Consider the following 20,603-nt stretch of genomic DNA (forward strand, 5'->3'; position numbering starts at 1 on the left):
GAATACCCTAGTCAGAAAGTGAGCACGCGCGCTGCCAAGCAGCGGCGTCAATTTCGATCAGCAGCGGCCCGGTGGGAACGCGGTTGGCGAGTGCCTGGGAAAGCTCAGCGGGGCTCTCTACCAGCATGCCGGGGCAGCCAAAGCCTTCAGCCAGAGTCAGGAAGTTGGGTGCTTGAATATCGACCCCCAATCGCGCCACACCGTTGGCATCCATATAGCGGCGGATCTCTTCATAACCGGCGTTGTGCCATAGCACGATGACCACGGGCAGGCGGGCTTCCACGGCGGTGGCGAGTTCCGAGAGCGTAAACATCACCCCGCCGTCTCCCACCAGCGCTACTACGGGTAGATCTGGCCGGGCTAGCTGCGCCCCTAATGCCGCAGGCAGCCCATAGCCTAGGGTGCCGTAACCGGTGGATGCATTGAAATAGCGGCGAGGCGCAGGCTGGCTGACGAGGTGGTTTCCGGCGTACACCGGGGCGGTGGAGTCGCCCACTAGAATGGCGTCAGGTAAGTGGTCGGCCAGCGTTTTATAGAGCGGAACGAAATCGCTAAACGCGGGATCGTTGGCCAAATCTAAAGCGTTCAGAGCAGTGGCAGTCCGCTCGCCGCCCTGATGCTTCAGCGGCTCAGAAAAATGCGTTAGCAGAAGCTCCAAACTGCGCCCGGCATCGCCCACCAAACCAAGCGTGGTGCGCTGATTGCGCACCAGCTGCTCGGGATCAACGTCGATACGAATCAGCGCGCCGTTGAGGTGAAAACCGTCGTCAAAAACGACGTCATAGTCGGTTTCGCCCAACTCGGTTCCTACTGCCAGAATCACATCCGCCTTAGCGGCTAGCTCCCTCACGGCGGGCAGAGCAGCATTGGCTCCTAGGTCCAGCGGGTGATCACGACCCAGCAGCCCCTTGGCGTTGATGGTTGTCACCGTGGGAGCATCCAACTGCTCTACCAGTGCTCGTGCGGCATCAGGCGCTGAGACACAGCCACCGCCCAACAGTACCAGAGGCAGCTTCGCCGCCTTAAGTAGCCGAGCCGCCTCGGCCAGCCCTTCCGGGTCGGGAGCCGCGCGGTATAGCGTGGGCGCTTGCCAGCTAGTCGGCACGCTGACGGGCGCATTAAACAGATCAATGGGGATTTCAATATGCACCGGGCCTGGGCGCGCGCCGTTGAAAACGGCAAAGGCACGGGCCAACACCTCGGGTAGCGTGCTGGCATCCAGCAACGTGTGGCTAAAGCGCGCCACGCCGCTAATCATCTGTTGCTGGCTGGGCAGTTCGTGCAATCGCCCCTGGCCTAAGCCCAAGGTATCGCGGCGATTAACGCTGGAGATCACCAGCATGGGGATGGAGTCCGCCAGGGCTTGGCCCATGGCGGTGGCAATATTGGTCATCCCCGGCCCGGTGATAATTAAACACACACCTGGCTGACCGCTGGCACGGGCATAGCCATCGGCCATAAACCCCGCTCCCTGCTCATGGCGCGGAGTGATATGCGCTACCTCACTGCCTTCCAGGCCACGGTACAGCTCCACCGTGTGCACACCGGGAATGCCGAACAGCGCGCGCACGCCGTAAGTATCGCGCAGCAGGTGGATCAACAGGTCGGCGCAGGTCATTGTTGTTGACTCGTTCATACCAGGCCCCTTAGAAGAAAAACGTGTGGGCCATAAAGGCGATGATCGGCAGCGTAATCGCGGTACGCAGCAGGAATACCACGGCCAGCTCCCAGAACTTGATGGGAATCTTCGACTTGAGCAGCAGCGCGCCAATCTCCGACATATAGACCAGCTGCGTCATGGAAAGGCAGGCAATCACAAAGCGGGTCAGCTCGCTTTCAATGTTGGTGGCCAGCACCGCTGGCAAGAACATGTCGGCAAAGCCGACGAGTGTGGCAGGGGCGGCCGCCTGGGCTTCGGGAATACGCAGCAGCTCCAGCACTGGCACCATGGGGTAGGAGAGCCAGGTAAACAGCGGCGTGAACTCGGCCAAAATCAGCGCTACGGTGCCAATCGCAAACACCAGAGGCAGCAGCGTCAGGAAGATATCGATAACGTTAAGCAGCGCCAACCGGGCCAGCTCTTTTGGCCCTGGTGCGCCCGCCGCGCGGCGGGTTGCCTGCAGCAGGCTGTAGCGGAACAGGCCCACGTTTTCGGTGCGCTCTTCGCTTAACTGGCAGCCGACCGGCTCGTAATAGTCATCAGATTTACGCGACAGCGGCGGAATCCGCGAGACGATGACAGCTGCCATCAACCCAGAAACCACTACCGTGAAATAAAACTGTACGAAGAGGTGGTTGATCTCGACAAAGTTTGTTACCAGCAAGCTGAAAGCGATGGAAGCAACGGAGAAGTTGGTCGCGATCACCGAAGCCTCGCGGCCGTTATAGTAGCCCTGCTCGTACTGCTGTGCGGTAATCAAAACGCCTACCGTACCGGAGCCCATCCATGACGCAGTGGCATCAATCGTGCTGCGCCCCGGCAGGTTAAAGATGACCCGGAACGGCTTACGCACCATGGTGCCAATAAACTCCATAAAGCCGAACTCGACCAGAAAAGGCAGTAGCAGCGCGGCAAAGAAAAAGAACGTCAGTAGCACGGGTGCCAGATCATTAAGCATCACTCCGCCCGTGTAAGACGCTGTGACAACTTCGGGGCCGAACTGGAAAAACGTCATGATGACGAAGATCGCACCGAGTATCCGCAGCGCTACCCAAATAGCCCCTACGTCGAACATATCTTTAAAGTGGCCTTGCTGTGCCCAGCCAGGCTTTGCGACCTTCACATAGAGCGTCACGATGACGGATAGACACAGCACACATAGTGCAATCGCGGGCAGTGCAGCGCCCAAAAGCGACTGCAGGCCATCGGCCATTAACCCCATGCCGATATTGATCGAATCACCGACTTGAAACGGCACCAGAAAAAGCAGTACGCCCATCAGCGAAGGCAGCAAAAACTTTAGAAGATGTGCTCGGGGGATCAATGAGGACGAAGTGGGTTCTTCCGACTTCGCTTGAGAATAAGACATACGGTTCACCTGTTGGATGTGATTATTGGAGGTGGGCTGGCGGCGTCCTGAAGGGAAGCGCGGCTTCCCTTCTTATGTTTTGTCATCTGCGCCTTGTTAGGTCAGCGCTTTTTCACGAACACGTGCATGCTAGGTTTAGGCGTTACGCTTAACGCCCGGCAGTACGCAGAGCATTTCATACAGCAGCGTGGCACCCATCAGGGCCGTATTACCGCTGGGGTCATAAGGCGGTGATACCTCTACTAAGTCACCACCGACGATGTTCAAGCCAGCGGTGCCCCGCACAATTTCCAAGCCTTGGGCAGAGGTTAGGCCGCCCATTTCCACGGTGCCGGTACCGGGGGCAACGGAGGGGTCTAAGCCATCGATATCAAAGCTGATATACACGGGGATATCGCCCATTTGTTCGCGCACTTCCGCCATCAATGGCGCCAGCGAGCGGTGCCAGCACTCCTCAGCCTGCACCACACGGAAACCCTGCTCGCGGCACCAGTCGAAATCTTCAGGGGCATAACCGGTCCCGCGCAGGCCAATTTGCACGACCTTGTTATGGGCGAGTAACCCTTCCTCCTGGGCACGGCGGAACGGCGTGCCGTGCGCAATGGGTTCGCCAAACATGTGCTCGTTCACATCCGCGTGGGCATCGATATGAATCAACCCCACCGGGCCGTGTTTTTTCGCCATGGCACGCAGAATGGGTAGCGTCAGCGTATGCTCGCCGCCCAGGGTTAACGGAATGCAGTCGTGCTTGAGCACGTCGTCATAGAAGGCGGTGATGATGTCGACGCTTTTCGGCAGGTGAAAGGTGTTGATGGGCACATCGCCGATATCGGCTACCTGAAGGCGCTCGAACGGCGCGGCGCCTGTCGCCATGTTGTAAGGGCGCAACATGCGCGACTCATCGCGAATCTGCCGTGGCCCTAGGCGCGTACCCGGGCGATTCGACGTACCGATATCCATGGGTATACCGATAAAAGCCGCATCCAGCCCTTCGGCACTCTCTTGCGTGGGCAGGCGCATCATGGTGGCAGGCCCCGCAAAGCGCGGCATGGTGTTGCCGCCCAGCGGCTGATTAAAGTCCGACATCATTCTCTCCTTGGATTTATTGTGGCCAGCCTGACGGGCCTGGCGCTTTAGCGATTTATCTAGCTCATACACAGGTACTGCACAGACCATGCCAAGTCACCCGCGCTGATAAATAGGTAGGTTTACCGGCTTATCGATGCAAAAATGAATCAATCAACCAATGAAATGATGCAATAGTGAATCAACGAGTCACATTTGCATCACTCCGTTCATCCAACGATATAAAAGCGGCTGCGATAGATAAGGAGGACGTATGAGCGAAATCGACAGGCGTGTACTGCAAACCATTGTGGAAACCGCCAATGACCACTTCTTCATTGTCAGTGGCGATGGGCAGATCTTGGATATCAGCCCCGGTGCTGAGGCGGTGTACGGCGTATCGCGAGAAGAGCTTCTTTCAAGCAGTGTTCAGCAATTGCAGGCGGCCGGTGTTTTGAAACCTTCCATTACCATGGAAGTGATGCGCACCCGCCAGCCTGCCCAGTTGATGCAAATCACCGGCACGGGCCGCCGCGTTATCGCAGAAGCCTACCCGGTGTTCGTTAACGGTACGCTAGAGCGCATTATCAGCCGCCCACGGGATTTAACCGATTTGCAGCTGCTGCAAGATGAGTATGCCCTGCTGCAAAAACGCTTTAGCGAGCACTTAAAACGCAGCCAAGCTGCGCCCGATGCCGAAGAGCAGGCGCTGGATGACGCGTTAGATAACTTACAGGTCAGAAGCCATGTGATGCGCGAAATTGCCCTGCTGCTCAAGCGTGTCGCGCCGTCGGATGCCAACGTCCTGATGCTCGGCGAATCCGGCGTGGGTAAGACCGCGTTTGCCAAGCAGCTTCACCGCTGGAGCCAGCGCTGCGACGGCCCCTTTATTGAAGTGAACTGCGCGGCAATCCCGGAAAATCTGTTTGAGTCCGAAATGTTTGGCTATCAGCCCGGCGCCTTCAGCGGTGCAGCCCGACAAGGCAAAGCGGGGCTGTTAGAACAGGCCGAAGGCGGCACGCTGTTTCTGGACGAAATCGGCGAGCTGCCGCTGCTGATGCAAACCAAGCTGCTTAAAGTCATTCAGGATGGCAGCTTGACCCGCCTAGGTGATACGCGCTCCCGTCGGGTCGATTTTCGCTTGGTAGTGGCAACCAATCAGGATTTGGGCAAGCAGGTAGAAGCGGGGCTTTTCCGCCTGGATCTTTATTACCGCCTCAACGTCATTCCCGTCACCCTGCCACCTTTGCGCGAACGACGTGAGGATATTCCCGACTTAGTGGAAGCGTGCTTACAACGGCTGAACCAGCGCTACGGGAGGCAGAAAATTCTCGGTAATCAAGTCTGGTCGACACTCATGGGCAGCGACTGGCCGGGTAATGTTAGGGAGCTGGAAAACTGGCTGGAAAGAGCCTGGCTTTCAAGCCCAACGGATCAAATCGAGGAGCCCGCCGCACTCCCTCACGCCGAGCAGCCACCGGCTAACTTGCCGAGCGCCTCGCCAGCAACGTCGGCAGTAGCACTCGACCCCCAGGAAACCCTCAAGCAGTACCTAGCGCGGCTGGAGCGTGAAACGCTTGAAGAGTTATGCCATACGCTACCCAGCACCTACGCCATCGCTGAACGGCTGGGCATCAGCCAATCCAGTGTGGTGCGCAGGCTGCAGCAGTACAGTCTTAACGCTCCCCAGCGCCAGCCCAGATAACACACGCGGTAGGCATAATTACACGCAGAGACTGTCAGGCCATCGACTCGCCCAAGCCTGACCGAGAAGGCAGGAGCTCTGAAAGCTTCCCAGGATCAGTTAATCATCCTCAAGCCATGACCCGTTCCAGCCGCTGCTTGCGCCGTTCCCAGTCCGGCATCACCTGCTCTAGCAGCTCGAAAAATGCCGGGCCGTGGTGGGGTTCGACGCGGTGGCAAAGCTCATGGGTGATCACATAATCGATGGCGTCCACCGGCGCTTGAACGAGACGGCGATTGAGCAGTAGGCGGCCGGCGGGAGACATGGACCCCCAACGCTGCTGAATCCGACGCACGATGATCCCGATCGGGCGAAATGACTGCGGCAACGCGAAGCGGGCCAGACAGTGTTCGAGCCGCTCCGGGAACTTGAGGTGCGCCCGCTCTCGATACCAGGCTTCGACCAGTTCGCGCGTCGTCTCAGGGCTGTGGGGCGAGGGGTCTGCACGACAATGAAGCCCCGGATCAGCTTCACACGCTTGTGCGTATGCGGGATCACTTTCAGGCGATACTGCCGTCCGAGGTAGAGGTGCGTCTCACCGGCGAGATACTGCCGCTCGGGTGTCCGCGGCAGGAACTGTGAGAAATAGCGCTGCTGCCGCACCACCCAAGCAGCGCGCTTGCGCAGCCTGGCCTCGATGGCCGCCAACGGCGTTTCCAAGGGGGCTGCGATCATCACCGAGGCGTCCGGCTCGACGGCGATTTCGAGCGTCTTTCTGGGGCGGCGTTTGACCTCGTAGTGAATCTCCTGGGCGCCATAGCGCAGGCAGTGACGTTCCCGAGTCATGCGTTGAACCTGGCGCGGGCGAGATTCATGATCTTCTGCTCCAGATCGTCCAGCACCTCGACCGGCAGATCGACACCCTTCTGGTCGCGGATGACATCGAAGAAGTAATCGTCGATGGCGTTGCGTAGATCGTTCTGCGCCACCTCGTTCGACCACAGATCGACGATCAGATGTGACTTGATGATCTCGATGATGTCCAAGGAGATGACGGCCGCTTCGTCGCCCGCCACCGTCGCCTCGTCCTGGGTCTGGAGTTGGCCGTCGAGAATACCGAAGAACGCCTGCCCATCCTCGTTGCCTTTGAGGCGTTCGGGCACGTGATGGCCGCGCTCCTTGCGAGCTATCTGGCTCGCCAGCTTTACCACGCTCTGCAGGTATTCACGTTCGGAGAGCCGCTGCTCGCGGTAGGCGCGAATCGTCTCTTCGAGCAGCTCCGAGAAACGTTTGTAAAAGGTCGGGTCCTCATCCATGTTCTCGGTGATCGCCCGCCGCGTGGCACTGGAGATGCGGTCGGCCTTCGAGGCGTTCGAGACCCCGCTCTCCTCGACCACCGCCTTCAGCGCATCGGGATCGTTGATGTTGACCACATCGATGATCGTCTCGGCGGGCATCGCCACGACATGATCGTCGAGCAGCTTCTGGATCTTGGGCTCGAACTCGCGGATATCGACCGTTTCCTGATAGCGGATCTGGACCGAGCGCTTGAGTTCCGAGAACTGCTGCCAGTCGCGCTTTAGGGCGTCCACTTTATTCTGGTCGAAGACGTCGAGCAGCTTGTCCGACGACAGCGCGATATGCAGGCAACGGCTGAAGGCGCTCAGGCGCGCATAGAAGTCCTGGCGGCGCGCTTCGTCGGCGAGATGTCGCTCGAACTGCTCCATGTCGCGCTTGTTGCGCACCGGCTTGAACAGATCCCACAGCTGATCGTGACGCTGAGGCAGCTTGCGGATCTCCTCGCGAACATCGTGCACCGTCCCGGTGAGGTCCGCCGCTTCGTAGCCCTCGAAGGCGTTGTAGGTGGTCAGCGCGCTGTCGAGCTCGCCGAGCAGGCCTTCGTAGTCGATGACGAAGCCGAACCGCTTCTCCGTATCCCCCTCCTCGAAGAGTCGGTTCACGCGCGCGATGGCCTGCAAAAGATTGTGTTCCTTGAGCGACTTACAAACATAGAGCACGGTATTACGCGGTGCATCGAAGCCGGTGAGCAGCTTGGAGACCACGATTAGGATTTCCGGATCGCCCGAGCCTTTGAAGGCCTCGACGATCTCGCGATTGTAGGCCTCCTCGGTTTTGTACTGCGCCATCATCTTCGCCCAGAAGTCGCGCACGAGATCTCGGGCGTCCTGGTCGACCTCTTCGTGTCCCTCGTTGTCGTCCGGTGGCGAGATGACGATGGCGCTCGAGACATGACCGATCTCGTCGAGTACCGCTTTGAAGCGGACAGCGGCGGCCTTGGAGGGCGCGACGAGCTGTGCCTTGAAGCCGGTCCCCTGCCAGTGCTGGCGATAGTGCTCGGAGATGTCGAACGCCTTGGCGCGGATTGCTTGCTCGGTCTTGTTCAGTGCATCCATGCGCGAGAACTTGCGCTTCAGATCGCGGCGCTGATCCTCGCTCAAACCAACGCTGATCTTGTCGAACCAGCGGTCGATCACCTGCCCCGAGACCTGCTGCTCGACCAGCCTGCCCTCGTAGAGCAGCGGCACCACGGATTCGTCGGCCACCGCTTCGTCGATGCCATAGCGGTGGATCAACCGGCCGAAGGTCTGTAGCGTGTTCTTCTCTTTCTTCAGCAGCGGCGTACCGGTGAAGCCGAGATAGCAGGCGCGGGGCAGCAGCCGGCGCATCTTGGCGGCAAACTGGCTATGTCCGCCGTAGCGGCCGGTCTGTGTGCGGTGGCTTTCATCGACCAGCACGAAGACGTTGGGATCGTCATCCGGCGGCTGGTTTTGCTTCAGCGCGGTATCGAACTTGTTGATGATCGTGGTGATCAGTGGCGTCTTGTCGCGCACGAGTTCGAGCAGATGCGCACCGGTTGTCGCCCTTACCGGTTCCAGATCGCAGGACTTGAACGTCCCCTTGATCTGCCGGTCGAGGTCGTCACGGTCGGTGACGATGATGATGCGCGGGTTCTCGATGCCGCTTTCCAGCGCCAGGGCACGACCCAGCATCACCATGGTCAGCGACTTGCCCGAGCCCTGGGTGTGCCAAATGACGCCGCCCTTGCGCGCGCCGCGAGTATCGTGTTGGCTGATGGTCTCGATCGCCCGCCGGATGCCGAAGAACTGCTGATGACGCGCGATCTTGCGCACACCGCCATCGAACACGGTGAAGCGACGGACCAGATCGAGCAGCCGTGACGGCCGGCACAGCGCGTAGAGCGTTCGATCCTGCTCGGTCACGGCGCGCTCGCCCTCTTCCCGCAGCGCCAGGAAATGGTCGCGGGCATCCGCCAGGCGGCCGGTATAGATCGCCTGCGCTTCCGCGATGCTCAGCGGCTGGTTGGCCGCCGCCAACAGTCGCTCGGCTTCGTCCTCGCTGGCGAGTTCGGCCATCTGCTCCGGGGCCGGTGCTGCCGTGGCAGGGAGTGCGCGCGCCATGACGGAGAGGGCATCCTCCGCGTCGTCCTCTTCCCGCCAGCCATGCCAGAACTTCGCTTTGGCACCGACGGTGGCATAGCGCGCCTCCACCCGGTTCATGGTCATCAGTAGCTGCGCAAAGTGGAATAGCTGGGGAATACCGTCTTCGCGCTGATAGCCGATCAGCTGACTATCGGCCTTCTTCAGGTGTTCAGTGGGCCGCTTGTTCTCGATCACCACGAATGGAATGCCGTTGACGAACGCGACGATATCGCAGCGTCGGGTCTGGCGAGACGCCGTCCGCTCGACCGCGAATTCGGCGGTGACGTGGAAAACGTTGTTCTCGGGCGTCTCCCAGTCGATATAGCGAAACGAGTGGCTCTTGGAGTCGCCATCGATGGATTTGGTGATCGTGGTGCCGAGCACCAGGGTGTCGTAGATCTCCTGATTGGTAACGCGCAGCCCCTTCAGCCGGTCAGGCGTGGGCTTTAGCCGACGCAGCGCCTCATGGGCATCCTGCAGGTCGAAGGGGTACTCTCGCCCGCGATGGGTGAAGCGGTTGAGGCGCATCGACTGCTCGATCAGGATATCGTCCAGCACCACGTTCTTAAGCCGCCCACCGCGCAGGCGCAGCGCCTCCGCCTGCGACAGCGGAGTGAAGCCCAGCGCCACCAGCAGCTGTAGCGCGGGAATCTGGGACTGGTGTTTTTCAGCGGCGTTAAAAACTTTGTTCATCATGATTTTGCCAGAGCTTTGCCGCCTGCTTCTTCGGACGTTGCAACCGAAGAGGTACGTCCTCTTCTTACCCCTGCCGAAGACGCCGGCTTTTCGATCAGTTCTATCGCAACGTCGAATCCCAATTTTCGGAGGCGTTCAACTGAAACTTGCAAACTTACCTTACTAAAAAATGGCAATCCCAAAGTCCCGTCGGCGTAGGGTTGGCGCATAATTCCGTAAACAATAGTGTATTTTTCGCGAACAACACGTTCGGTTGATTTTGGCAAATGGACTTCAAAACCTTTCTTCTCAGACTTAACAATTGAACGCAGTTTTTTCCTAAACTCTTTATCGCCTACGAAAGCCTCTGCACTGACAACACCCTGTGACCAAAGGTGGCTTATGGGGCCGGAAGAGTGGCCGTCTTTCAAGTGAATGAAGTGTTTTTTATCTGACAAAAAGTCCGCTGGCTCGAGGTTTGCATTTCGCACACCGGCGGGGTTGATTTTTTCCCTATCGAGCTTGAGAAGATCTGCTGCCCTAGTCGCAACCAGATTCGCGATGAGTTCTTGCTCATTATGTGCAGCGGTCTTTCCAATAATATTGACTGTGTCGATCTCATCAAAAAATTTGTTCACACTATCCTTGAATAATGCTTCGACCTGAAACCAGTTGCCAGCAAAAAGGATAAAATAAAGCGTGTCCGTTTTCGAGGTCAAAGACGCCTCGTGAATAAAGCAATCGTAAACTTTCCATTTTTCCGAGAACTGATCTTTGTCAGACGGCTTCGCGGAAATTCGATGTTTTTCCTTTATCTCTTTAATGTCGCCGGTGAATTTGCATCGATTCAGCTCACTTATATAGTCAGTTATTGCCAAGCTGTGAAATGTGGCCCCATGACTTCCAAAGCCATTGTAGTGAAGCTCACTCCCTTCGATATAGTTGGCCACTTCCGGTGGCGACATGTGAAGATCCACCGGATTACCCTTTCGCAACTCACCCAGATCTACAAATAACTTTTCGTCCAGCTGTTCGATGAGATCCTTTTCGATCACGGGTCGCAGGTTATCAACCCATTTAAAATCAGTTTTATAGTCTGTTTTTTCGTAAACCTTAAAGATCTCATTACATTTTTTCTGGACATCATTAATATCTAGCTCACAAGTGATAGATAAAGAATCCTTACCTGCAACAAAGCGTGCAAAACTTGGATCTTTAGGCGTACCACCTGCGACCCTCGCGACATCACGCAATCGATCAACGCCGAAGGCATTGACATCGCTATCACGGCTAGCCTGAACTCTTTTTTGGAATGTAACCGCATCTGGTGTTGCCAAATCCAGTGAACGTATATTGCTCCCCGGAACAGAGTTCAGCGTGACCTTCAATCCAAACTGTCGCTCAAACGCATCGTCGTTGAGGGCGATATGAATATGTCCGAAGCAGATGGCAGCGAATCTTGCCCCGATAGGGACGAAAATCACAGCACCTGCGCCACCTGTAAATATTTCGTCAGGTATTTCATTAGATCCTTCTTCGATGAAGGAGCGCCATTTAGGAGGGTTCGAATATATTTGTCCGACAAATACTGTCGCTCCCTCAATCAACTCCCATGGCCCTCGCTGAAGAGCGCGACCCGCGTTTGGGGCGAAGGTGTCAGTGAAGGCCCTTTCTATGTCTCGGCCTTCACGTAAAAGACGTATGTTGAGGGTGCGCACAGTCATCTTATTCCTCCATTTCGACTCGCCATTCGCCAGTTAGCAGCTTCTGCATCAACCCGCGCTTCTGCCGTGTAACAGCCTTGATCTCGCGTTCGGTCGCTTCCAGATCACCTCTTGCGGTGTCCAGCACCTCTGTAATCGCCTTCTGCTCGTCGAGTTCGGGCAGTGGTAGCTTCAGCGCGGCCAGATCGGCGTAGTAGGTGCGTTGGCGAACACTGCCCGAGCCACCGCTATTGATGTAATGCGCCCACCACGACGTTTTTCGCAGATGATCGAGGTAACCGGGATCGAGCCCGTCGGCGTTGCAGGCAAAGACAACGTAGTCGGGGCTGACCAGTACCTCTTCATCGCGTTGATTCATTGCGATGGAGCCGACATTGATGCGCATGGGGTTGTAGGCGAAGGCGCGAGGCGGCAGGCGCTTATAGCGGCTGATATCACCAGCGATGGTCTGTTCCCGCATCGGCACGACCCCCTGGGCCTTGGTTACTCCCATGACATAGTCGCGGCCGAGTCCATTGGCTCCATTTCGTCCGGTCAACTCATGGGTAACGGTCGCAAGGCGCGTCGGCGTCCACTGGCGTCGCGGGCCATTTGTGCAGAGGTTTCCGAAAAGGAGGGTCGCCCTTAGACTACCCAAGCGCTGTTCCTTCGCCGCTCTAAGCACAGCGAGCTTTTCGAGCGCTTCATCCCAAACCTGCAAGATATGAGCGATCTTGCGTTGCTCGATAAGCCGAATGGCTGGAATACGAATTTCTCGGATCAGCTCGCCGCTTAGATTTTCTTGTCCCCCAGAGTTCGAGAGTGCACGAATACGTGGATAGTCGCTCTGAAGAACATAGAAAAGGAATTTTTTATCGTAATCGGCTGTTGGAGTTATGGCAGCACAGGCTTGATTTGTAGCTGCGTCTAATCCCAAAATGCCAACTTGTCCTCGAGTTTTTCCTTGACCGTAAAGAGCTATAAGCAGCGTTCCCTTTGGGAAAATCTTGGCCGCTGAGTTTTTCAGCCCTTCTTCTGAAATCTGCTCCTTGGTGCTTGTGATAACCGAATAGTCTACTTCAGAGGTCGTCACCCATGGGATACCGCCTTTCTGCCAATAATTTGGCTTCTTCCGATTCGGTGTTCCACCTGCACTGATATTTGCCAAGCTGCCAAGTGGCACAGTTGCTATTTGAGAAGTTTGCTTACTCACTCCCACGCCCTCTCTTCCCTAACTTCGCAACGTCGGCAATACGCTTCAGCTCCTCAATGTCACCTGCTTCATCCGCCGCCTGCTGCTGGGCGGCCTTGCGCTTGGCATCGAACGCCTCGTAGCGCTCGTGGGCGATACGCTTGGCGGCTTCCGCTGAGATTGAGCCCGCGCCCTCCAGCTTTGGCAGTTCGTTGGCGGTCAGGAAGGTGTCGAGCACGCGCTCCCACTCTGCCAGCCGCATGGTCTGCCGTCGCGTCGCGCGCAGTTCGGCGGTGTTGAGGAAAGTCTCGACGATCAGGTTGAGCTCCTTGATCTCGGCCTCGGCCAGATAGTTCTTGGCCGTTCCCACATCGGCCTTGCGCGGTGGGCGCCCCTTGTCGGCGTTCTTCCAGGTCGTCAGGCCCATATTGGGCTGATCGGGATTGGCGCGGGCGCGAATCAGCTCGCCGGCGGTATGGCTGGTCACGGCGTTGAGCATCTTGTTCTGGATCGTGGCGTAGAAGGTGGGGACGGCCGGCGAGCTGGGGTCATAATCCTCGCTGAGCACCAGGATATCGCGCACTTTCTGATAGAAGCGTGCTTCCGAGGCGCGGATATCGCGGATGCGTTCGAGCAGCTCGTCGAAGTAGTCCCAGGCGGGATCCTTCAGGCGTTCGTCGTGCATGACGAAGCCCTTGACGAGATACGCCTTCAAGACCGCTGAGGCCCAGCGGCGGAACTGCACCCCGCGAGGGCTGCGCACGCGGTAGCCGACCGCCAGAATCAGCTCGAGGTTGTAGTGCTTGAGCGAGCGGCGCACCTGGCGCCCACCCTCGCTGCGAACTTGTAAGAATTCCTTACAGGTTGTCGCCTCGGTCAGCTCTTCATCGTCGTAGATCGCCCGCACGAGCTGGGTGATGCCCTGCGGGCTGGAAGCAAACAGCTCCGCCATCTGGCCCTGGGTCAGCCATACGGTGCCCTCCACGGCGCGCAGTTGAATCTCGGCCTGGCCGTCCTCGGTGGTATAGAGGATGATTTCGCCTTCAGACATCGACACCGAGCTCCTTCAAATAGCCGGCCATCTTCTTTCGAACCTCGGCCAGCTCACCTTCTATCCGTACGATGTCGCGCTGAACGGCGGCCACGTCGATCTCTTCTTCCGGCTCGAAGGTATCCACGTAACGGGGAATGTTGAGGTTGTAGCCGTTTTCCAACAGCTCCTCGGGGCTGGCGCGATGGGAGTAGCGCTCGATCTCGGCGCGGGTGCGATAGGTCTCCAGCACCTTGCCGATATGGGTGTCATCCATCACGTTCTGAGTCTTGCTCGGCGTGAATGCCTTGCTGGCGTCGATGAACAGCACGTCGCGGCGTGATTCGTTGGCGCCCCCTTCCTCCCGCGAGCGGTCGAAGATCAGGATGGCGACCGGAATCCCCGTGGTGGTGAACAGGTTGGCAGGCAAGCCGACGACCGTATCGAGCAGATTCTCTTCGATCAACTGCTGGCGGATGCGACCCTCGGCACCGGCGCGGAACAGCACCCCGTGGGGCACGATGACCGCGACGCGGCCGGATTGGCGCTTGGCAATCTCGATCATGTGGGTGATGAAGGCGTAATCGCCCTTCGATTTGGGCGGCACGCCGCGCCAGAAACGCGCGAACGGATCGGCACCGGCGTTCTCCGCGCCCCATTTATCCAGCGAGAACGGCGGGTTGGCGAGCACCACGTCGAAGCGCATGAGGTGATCGCTCTCCACCAGCGCCGGGCTGTTGAGGGTGTCGCACCACTCGATGCGCGCGGCATCCTTGGCGTGCAGGAACATGTTCATGCGTGCCAGTGCCCAGGTGGCGCCGTTGACCTCCTGACCGTAGAGGGCGAAGTTTTCGGAGCCGACCTCCTGGGAAGCCTGGATCAGCAGCGAGCCGGAGCCGCAGGCGGGGTCGCAGATGGTGCTGCCCGGCGCGGGCGCGGCCAGTTTGGCCAGCAGGCGCGAGACCGCCGTGGGCGTGTAGAACTCGCCGGCCTTCTTGCCGGCGTCCGAGGCGAAGCGCGAGATGAGATAGATGTAGCACTCACCGATGATGTCCTCGGTCACCCGAGAGGGGCGCAGGTCGAGTGCGGGTTTGGCGAAATCCTCGAGCAGATTCTTGAGTCGGCGGTTGCGGTCCTTGGGGCGGCCAAGGTTGGCTTCTGAATTGAAGTCGATATTGCGAAAGACCCCCTCCAGCTTGGTACGATTCGCGTCTTCTATCTGTTCGAGTGCGATATTGATCAGCTCGCCGATATTGGGCGCGCTGCGCTGTGCATGCAGATCGTAGAAGCTTGCGCCTTCGGGTAAGACGAAACGTTCGCGCTCCAGACGGCGGCGAATGCGTGCTTCGTCACCGCCGAACTGTTTGCGGTAGATTTTAACGTGATCATTCCAAAGATCCGAGATGTACTTCAGAAATAGCATAACCAGAATGTAATCCTTGTACTGGCCCGCATCTACGGCACCGCGGAAGGTGTCGCAGGCGGCCCAGGCGGTCTGGTTGATCTGCTGCTGCGTCATTTGATCGGTCATGGGGCCATTTCCTTGTGATCGGCGGCCATCGCGGCTTCGCCGAGAATGAGGCTCGATAGTCGTTCCCGGTGTGTGGCGAGTTCCCGCAACAGATGCACTTCCTGCCGCGCTAGGGCATTCAGTTCGACGATGCGCTGCTGTGTGGCAAGGTCGGGGACGGCGATCTCGAGCCGTTCCAGCACTTTCATCGGAATCATTCGCAGGCTCGTGCCCTGGGCTTCGGCACCAAGCCGACGCTGGGCGTCAGGTTGATTGATGGCCCAGGCCAGGTAGGACGGCAGCAGGTAGCTCGTATCGGGGCACAGGATGAAAAGAGGATTGACGACCAGTACGGGCTCCGTCAGACCATCGTCAATGGCGACGGCAGTGCTCGGCTCTCCCCGAGAGCGAAACACGACCTCACCGCCGGTCACGAAATAGCGAGCAGCAAGACCTTCTAGCATGTAACGCTCAAGCCGAGGCGCAGGCGGCATAGCGTCCGTAGCGATATTGCGCAATTGAAGCACTGGAACCCCTCCATGTGCGGCGGGTTCGAGACTGCTGCGCGCTGTATATCCTGAATGAATACTGCAAATCTCAGCGAGCATCATATATTTTTCTCTGTAGATCTTATACAGCAATATACCCCATCAATTTCAAAGCAAGCAATCAAAATTTTACGCAGTTTTTGACCTACAGAGATTTATATAGAAATTCAGGGCAAGAACAGCCTACCTCGAGCTGCGCGTTGCATCGTTTTTTCAACTGGTTATTCCTTTCTTCACCAAGTGTTCTTAGAAACACTAGACCGACGCTCATGAGAGATATCAGCACGGCTGAAGGGTACTGTATAGGTTGCTGTAGCCCCCATGGCTGCCGGGAGGATTCATGTACTAACAAACGCCATATAAGTGTCACGCAACGGAAACATCATTGACCCAATGTGATTGGCTATAGCCACTTTCAGTCTCGTGTAGAGCGCCAAGCCATGAGCCAACCGCAAATACGCCTTCAAAGCGTTTCTAAGCACTGGGGTGCGACCACCGCAGTGAAAGACCTTTCCTTCGATATACAGCCAGGGCAGTTCGTCATTTTACTGGGGCCGTCGGGCTGTGGAAAATCCACCACGCTTCGCATGATCGCTGGTTTGGAAGAAGCCAGCGGCGGGGAAATTCATGTTGGTGAGCGTGATGTGACACGCCTGCCACCCGGCGACCGAGGACTGAGCATGGTGTTTCAGTCCTATGCGCTGTTTCCACATTTAAGCGTGGCCGACAATATCGTGTTTGGTCTGCGCAGCCGCAAGGTAGCCAAGGCAGAACAACGTGAACGGCTCGCCAAGGTCGCCGAACTGGTCGATCTCACCGATTACCTGAACCGCAAACCGGCCCAACTTTCCGGTGGCCAGCGCCAGCGGGTCGCGCTGGCGCGAGCGATTATCTCCGAGCATCCCATCTGCTTGATGGATGAACCGCTGTCCAACCTGGATGCGCGGCTTCGCAGCGATATGCGCAGGGAAATTAAAGCCCTGCAATCACGACTCAATATGACGGTGGTTTACGTCACTCACGACCAAGTAGAGGCCATGAGCATGGGAGACCGTGTGATCTTGATGCAACAAGGACATATCGTGCAGGACGGCACACCCGACGAGCTTTATAACCAGCCCGCCAGCGCTTTTGCCGCCAGCTTTATTGGCAGCCCGGCCATGAACCTTTTGCCTCTTGTGCAAGGTAAAAAGGGGGCCGTTATTGAGGGCGAAACCACGACCCCGGTGGCACCCATGGAGGCCGCTGGAGGGCAGTTGGGTGTGCGCCCTGAAGATATCGAACTGCGACCAGCATCCGAGACAGGCATCCCGGCCCAGGTACTCAGCGATGAGTACTTAGGTGCCGACACCATTGCCCACGTCGCCGTTGGTAATCACACCGTGCGCGTTCGTCTAAGCGGTAAGCAAACGCTCTCTGGTAAGCCCTGCAAACTCTACTGGACGCCAGATAGCGTCCATTTGTTTGATCAACAGGGCCTGCGTCAGCAAGCGTTAGCGCCTCTTGCCTTACCCGCTTCGCATCGAAGCGTACCGCGCCCGCCCGCAGTGGGCTCGTTCCAACACTGACCGCTCTCATCCTGACAACATCACAAACACTTGTGGAGTCTCTCATGCGTTCTCAGTTCTCTTTTGCAATGACAGCCATGGCCGCAGCACTATTAGGCGCCGGCCACGCCAGCGCTAACAGTGTCGACTTAACGATGTACTATCCTGTTTCCGTGGGTGGTGCACTGACCGAGGTCGTTGATAACTTGGTGGAAGAGTTCGAAAGCGAACACCCTGACATCAACGTAGAAGCCATCTACGCAGGCAACTATGACGACACCCGAGTACGCGCCATGTCCGCCATGGAAGCAGGCGATACGCCTCAGCTATCGGTGCTGTTCTCCATCGACCTGTACGAGCTGATTGAGCAAAACGCCATCGTGGCCTTTGACGACCTCATCGAAACCGAGGAAGAGAAAGCGTGGCTGGATAGCTTCTACCCCGGCCTGATGGAAAACGGCCAGTTGGATGGCAAAACCTATGGTATTCCCTTCCAGCGCTCCACCATCGTCCTGTTCTGGAACAAAGACGCCTTTGAAGCCGCTGGCCTAGACCCCGAAACGCCCCCTGAGAACTGGGAAGAGATGGCTGAAATGGCCGCCACCGTGCGAGAAGCCTCCAATGGCGAGCAGTGGGGCGTGATGGTGCCGTCCACCGGCTACCCTTACTGGATGTTTCAGGCCTTCGCGTTTCAGAACGGCCATCGCTTGATGAGCGACGATGGTACTGAGGTCTACTTTGACGATCCCGCCGCCGTTGAGGCGCTAGAGTACTGGGTGTCGCTGGCCTCTGAGCACGATGCCATGCCCGATGGCACCATCGAATGGGGCACGCTGCGTCAAAACTTTATCGAGCAGTCTACAGCGATGATGTGGCACACCACAGGCAACCTAACGGCCGTGCGTAGCGAAGCTGATTTTGACTTTGGCGTCGCCATGCTACCTATGAAAACCCAGCGCGGCAGCCCTACCGGCGGCGGCAACTTCTACATTTTTGAAGATGCCAGCGAAGAAGAGCAACGCGCAGCGATGACCTTTATCCGCTGGATGACTGACCCCGAGCGCGCCGCCGAGTGGTCGATTGAAACCGGTTATATGGGTGTAAGTCCCGCCGCTTATGAAACTGATGCATTGAAAAGTTATGTAGAAGAGTTCGCGCCCGCCGCTGTTGCCCGCGACCAGCTTGAACACGGCACTGCCGAGCTTTCCACCTATCAAGGCGGCCGCATTCGTCGCGCTCTGGATAATGCCGTGCAAGCGGCTCTAACCGGCCAAATGACACCTCAAGAAGCGCTCAGCCAAGCACAGCAAGAAGCCGATAGCGTGCTACGCCGCTACGCTCGATAAGCGAATTAGCAAAGATTCAATGCTCGCCGGGGTACGCCCCGGCTTTTTCGACGCACGGCCAATTCATGACTCTAAACAACCATCGAAAAATGCAGCTGTACGGCACGCTGCTGTTGCTACCTGCCGCGGTATTGCTCGCAGCTTTTGCCTATTTGCCAACTATCACCACGCTGATTAACAGTCTATTCCTGCCTGGTTTTCGCGGAGCGCTCGCCGAGTTTGCAGGTGTCGAAAACTATCAAATACTGTTCGATGACCCGACTTTCTGGAAAGTGGCCAGCAACAATCTGATTTACGCGCTGGGTACGATTCCCACGTCCATTGCTCTGGCCCTCGGCATGGCGCTGTTCGTCAACGGAAAGCTGCCAGGGCGTGGGCTAGTGCGTATGGCCTACTTCACGCCGACCATTCTGCCTATGATCGCCGCTGCCAATATCTGGATGTTTTTTTACGCACCGCAAATCGGGCTGCTTAATGGCTTGCTAGATACACTAGGCTTTTCTGGCATCAACTGGCTGGGCGATCCAAGTATTGCGCTTGGGTCGGTCATCGTGATGTCCGTATGGAAAGAGGCCGGCTTTTTTATGATCTTTTATCTAGCGGCGCTGCAAAGTATTCCGCCAGAGCTAAAAGAGGCCTCCGACTTGGAGGGCACCAGCCGTTGGAGCTTTTTCTGGCGCGTCACCTTCCCACTACTCATGCCCACCACGCTGTTTGTATTAATCAACGCGCTGATCAATTCGGTACGGGTGGTAGATCATCTATTTATACTCACCAAGGGCGGCCCCAACAACGCCACCAACCTACTGCTTTACTACGTCTATGAGAACGCCTTTTCGTTTTTTGACCGCACCACAGCAGCCACCATTACCGTAGTGATTCTGCTAATACTAGCAGTGGTTGCCACGCTGAAGTTCACGATTCTAGATCGCAGGACGCACTACCAATGAATACCACCACTACCTATGCGCCCCGCTCCCATTTTTTCTCAATACCAGCGCTGGAAACGGTGGCTGCGTGGCTGCTGGCGGTTATTTGGATTTTCCCACTGCTGTACGCCTTTTGGGCCGCCTTCCACCCCAGCGAATTTATGGTGAATTTCGAGCTATTCGCCCCGCTCACGCTGGATAACTTCAAGAACGCCTGGGCTCAAGCGCCCTTTGCGCGCTACTACCTCAACACCTTTGCCCTCGTCACGGGCGTTGTCGTTGCACAGTTTGTGGTGTGTACGCTGGCGGCGTTTGCCTTTGCCCGCTTTCCCATTCCCGGTAAGAACCTGCTGTTCATGCTGGTGCTGATTCAGCTGTTCGTCTTTCCAGAAGTGCTGATCGTCGAGAACTACCGTATCGCCAGCGATTTGGGGTTGATCAATACTATCACCGGCATTGGCCTGCCCTACGTGGCCAGCGCCTTCGGCATTTTCCTGCTGCGCCAAACCTTCAAGACCATCCCCCGAGAGCTGGAAGACGCCGCCCGGATTGAAGGCTGCGGCTGGCTGGAAATTTTGTGGAAGGTCTACGTGCCGCTGGCCAAGCCCACCTATCTGGCCTACGGGCTAGTGTCGATCAGCCACCACTGGAACAATTTTCTGTGGCCGCTGGTGGTCACCAACTCGGTGGAGAGCCGCCCTCTCACCGTCGGGCTGGGTGTTTTTTCAGCACCAGAAACCGGCGTTAACTGGGCCACCGTCAGCGCCGCAACGCTGCTAAGTATTGCGCCGCTGCTGGTGGCCTTCCTGCTTTTCCAACGCCAGTTCGTGCAATCGTTTTTACGCGCGGGGATTCGCTAGCCAAACTCACGTGAGTTTTCGTGC

At 57.4% G+C, this 20,603-nt stretch carries 14 protein-coding genes and 1 pseudogene; 5 read left to right on the forward strand and 10 right to left on the reverse strand.

Annotated features, from left to right (window positions below; genetic code table 11):
• Positions 1-7: 7 nt before the first annotated feature.
• The 3 genes from CTT34_RS15815 to speB form a co-directional block, all read right to left on the reverse strand.
• Positions 8-1,636 (reverse strand): 5-guanidino-2-oxopentanoate decarboxylase, encoded by a 1,629-nt coding sequence (locus tag CTT34_RS15815; protein WP_217352968.1) that lies wholly within the window; start codon positions 1,634-1,636, stop codon positions 8-10.
• Between the two features lie 10 nt (positions 1,637-1,646).
• Positions 1,647-3,029: a YjiH family protein gene (locus CTT34_RS15820; protein WP_159343277.1), complete on the reverse strand. Its 1,383-nt coding sequence runs from the start codon at positions 3,027-3,029 to the stop codon at positions 1,647-1,649.
• A 135-nt stretch (positions 3,030-3,164) separates the two neighbouring features.
• Entirely contained in the window at positions 3,165-4,115 is a 951-nt protein-coding gene (gene speB, locus CTT34_RS15825; protein ID WP_159343278.1) for an agmatinase, read from the reverse strand.
• Positions 4,116-4,368: 253 nt separating this feature from the next.
• On the opposite strand from speB, the gene CTT34_RS15830 reads away from it, so the two are divergent.
• A complete protein-coding gene (locus CTT34_RS15830; RefSeq protein WP_159343279.1) occupies positions 4,369-5,799 on the forward strand; it encodes a sigma-54 interaction domain-containing protein in 1,431 nt (476 codons plus the stop codon).
• Positions 5,800-5,908: 109 nt separating this feature from the next.
• Here the strand turns inward: CTT34_RS15830 and CTT34_RS15835 are convergent.
• The 7 genes and pseudogenes from CTT34_RS15835 to CTT34_RS15865 form a co-directional block, all read right to left on the reverse strand.
• A pseudogene (locus tag CTT34_RS15835) lies at positions 5,909-6,624 on the reverse strand (M48 family metallopeptidase).
• Positions 6,621-9,935, reverse strand: coding sequence for a type I restriction endonuclease subunit R (locus CTT34_RS15840; protein WP_174788531.1), 3,315 nt, complete (start codon positions 9,933-9,935; stop codon positions 6,621-6,623). The pseudogene CTT34_RS15835 and the gene CTT34_RS15840 overlap by 4 nt, the downstream one beginning before the upstream one ends.
• Complete coding sequence (locus CTT34_RS15845; protein WP_159343280.1) at positions 9,932-11,638, reverse strand: TIGR04141 family sporadically distributed protein; 1,707 nt, start codon at positions 11,636-11,638, stop codon at positions 9,932-9,934. Before CTT34_RS15845 ends, CTT34_RS15840 begins: the two co-directional genes overlap by 4 nt.
• A gap of 1 nt (position 11,639) precedes the next feature.
• Positions 11,640-12,830 carry a restriction endonuclease subunit S gene (locus CTT34_RS15850; RefSeq protein ID WP_217352970.1) on the reverse strand — a complete coding sequence of 397 codons (1,191 nt, stop codon included), beginning with the start codon at positions 12,828-12,830 and terminating at the stop codon, positions 11,640-11,642.
• On the reverse strand, positions 12,823-13,860 hold the full coding sequence (locus CTT34_RS15855; RefSeq protein WP_159343282.1) for a virulence RhuM family protein: 1,038 nt from the start codon (positions 13,858-13,860) through the stop codon (positions 12,823-12,825). Before CTT34_RS15855 ends, CTT34_RS15850 begins: the two co-directional genes overlap by 8 nt.
• Positions 13,853-15,370 carry a type I restriction-modification system subunit M gene (locus CTT34_RS15860; RefSeq protein ID WP_159343283.1) on the reverse strand — a complete coding sequence of 506 codons (1,518 nt, stop codon included), beginning with the start codon at positions 15,368-15,370 and terminating at the stop codon, positions 13,853-13,855. The genes CTT34_RS15855 and CTT34_RS15860 overlap by 8 nt, the downstream gene beginning before the upstream one ends.
• Positions 15,367-15,876: a restriction endonuclease subunit S gene (locus CTT34_RS15865; RefSeq protein ID WP_217352971.1), complete on the reverse strand. Its 510-nt coding sequence runs from the start codon at positions 15,874-15,876 to the stop codon at positions 15,367-15,369. The genes CTT34_RS15860 and CTT34_RS15865 overlap by 4 nt, the downstream gene beginning before the upstream one ends.
• 461 nt (positions 15,877-16,337) lie before the next feature.
• Here CTT34_RS15865 and CTT34_RS15870 point away from each other — a divergent pair, with 461 nt between their 5' ends.
• The 4 genes from CTT34_RS15870 (at position 16,338) to CTT34_RS15885 (ending at position 20,579) form a co-directional block, all read left to right on the forward strand.
• Entirely contained in the window at positions 16,338-17,465 is a 1,128-nt protein-coding gene (locus CTT34_RS15870; RefSeq protein ID WP_159343285.1) for an ABC transporter ATP-binding protein, read from the forward strand.
• Between the two features lie 44 nt (positions 17,466-17,509).
• Positions 17,510-18,790, forward strand: a complete 1,281-nt coding sequence (locus tag CTT34_RS15875) for an ABC transporter substrate-binding protein (RefSeq protein ID WP_159343286.1) — start codon at positions 17,510-17,512, stop codon at positions 18,788-18,790.
• Positions 18,791-18,855: 65 nt separating this feature from the next.
• The gene (locus tag CTT34_RS15880) at positions 18,856-19,740 is read left to right on the forward strand and encodes a carbohydrate ABC transporter permease (RefSeq protein WP_159343287.1); all 885 of its coding nucleotides are present in this window, start codon (positions 18,856-18,858) and stop codon (positions 19,738-19,740) included.
• A complete protein-coding gene (locus tag CTT34_RS15885; protein WP_159343288.1) occupies positions 19,737-20,579 on the forward strand; it encodes a carbohydrate ABC transporter permease in 843 nt (280 codons plus the stop codon). The genes CTT34_RS15880 and CTT34_RS15885 overlap by 4 nt, the downstream gene beginning before the upstream one ends.
• The last annotated feature ends 24 nt before the right edge of the window (positions 20,580-20,603 follow it).

This window comes from Halomonas meridiana (assembly GCF_009846525.1).
Classification (GTDB): Bacteria; Pseudomonadota; Gammaproteobacteria; order Pseudomonadales; family Halomonadaceae; genus Vreelandella.

Coding starts and splice junctions, on each gene's coding strand:
- CTT34_RS15875 (WP_159343286.1), top strand. CDS start 17,510: ATGCGTTCTCAGTTCTCTTTTGCAATGACAGCCATGGCCGCAGCACTA.
- CTT34_RS15855 (WP_159343282.1), bottom strand. CDS start 13,860: ATGTCTGAAGGCGAAATCATCCTCTATACCACCGAGGACGGCCAGGCC.
- speB (WP_159343278.1), bottom strand. CDS start 4,115: ATGTCGGACTTTAATCAGCCGCTGGGCGGCAACACCATGCCGCGCTTT.
- CTT34_RS15840 (WP_174788531.1), bottom strand. CDS start 9,935: ATGATGAACAAAGTTTTTAACGCCGCTGAAAAACACCAGTCCCAGATT.
- CTT34_RS15860 (WP_159343283.1), bottom strand. CDS start 15,370: ATGACCGATCAAATGACGCAGCAGCAGATCAACCAGACCGCCTGGGCC.
- CTT34_RS15870 (WP_159343285.1), top strand. CDS start 16,338: ATGAGCCAACCGCAAATACGCCTTCAAAGCGTTTCTAAGCACTGGGGT.
- CTT34_RS15885 (WP_159343288.1), top strand. CDS start 19,737: ATGAATACCACCACTACCTATGCGCCCCGCTCCCATTTTTTCTCAATA.
- CTT34_RS15820 (WP_159343277.1), bottom strand. CDS start 3,029: ATGTCTTATTCTCAAGCGAAGTCGGAAGAACCCACTTCGTCCTCATTG.
- CTT34_RS15815 (WP_217352968.1), bottom strand. CDS start 1,636: ATGAACGAGTCAACAACAATGACCTGCGCCGACCTGTTGATCCACCTG.
- CTT34_RS15845 (WP_159343280.1), bottom strand. CDS start 11,638: ATGACTGTGCGCACCCTCAACATACGTCTTTTACGTGAAGGCCGAGAC.
- CTT34_RS15830 (WP_159343279.1), top strand. CDS start 4,369: ATGAGCGAAATCGACAGGCGTGTACTGCAAACCATTGTGGAAACCGCC.
- CTT34_RS15880 (WP_159343287.1), top strand. CDS start 18,856: ATGACTCTAAACAACCATCGAAAAATGCAGCTGTACGGCACGCTGCTG.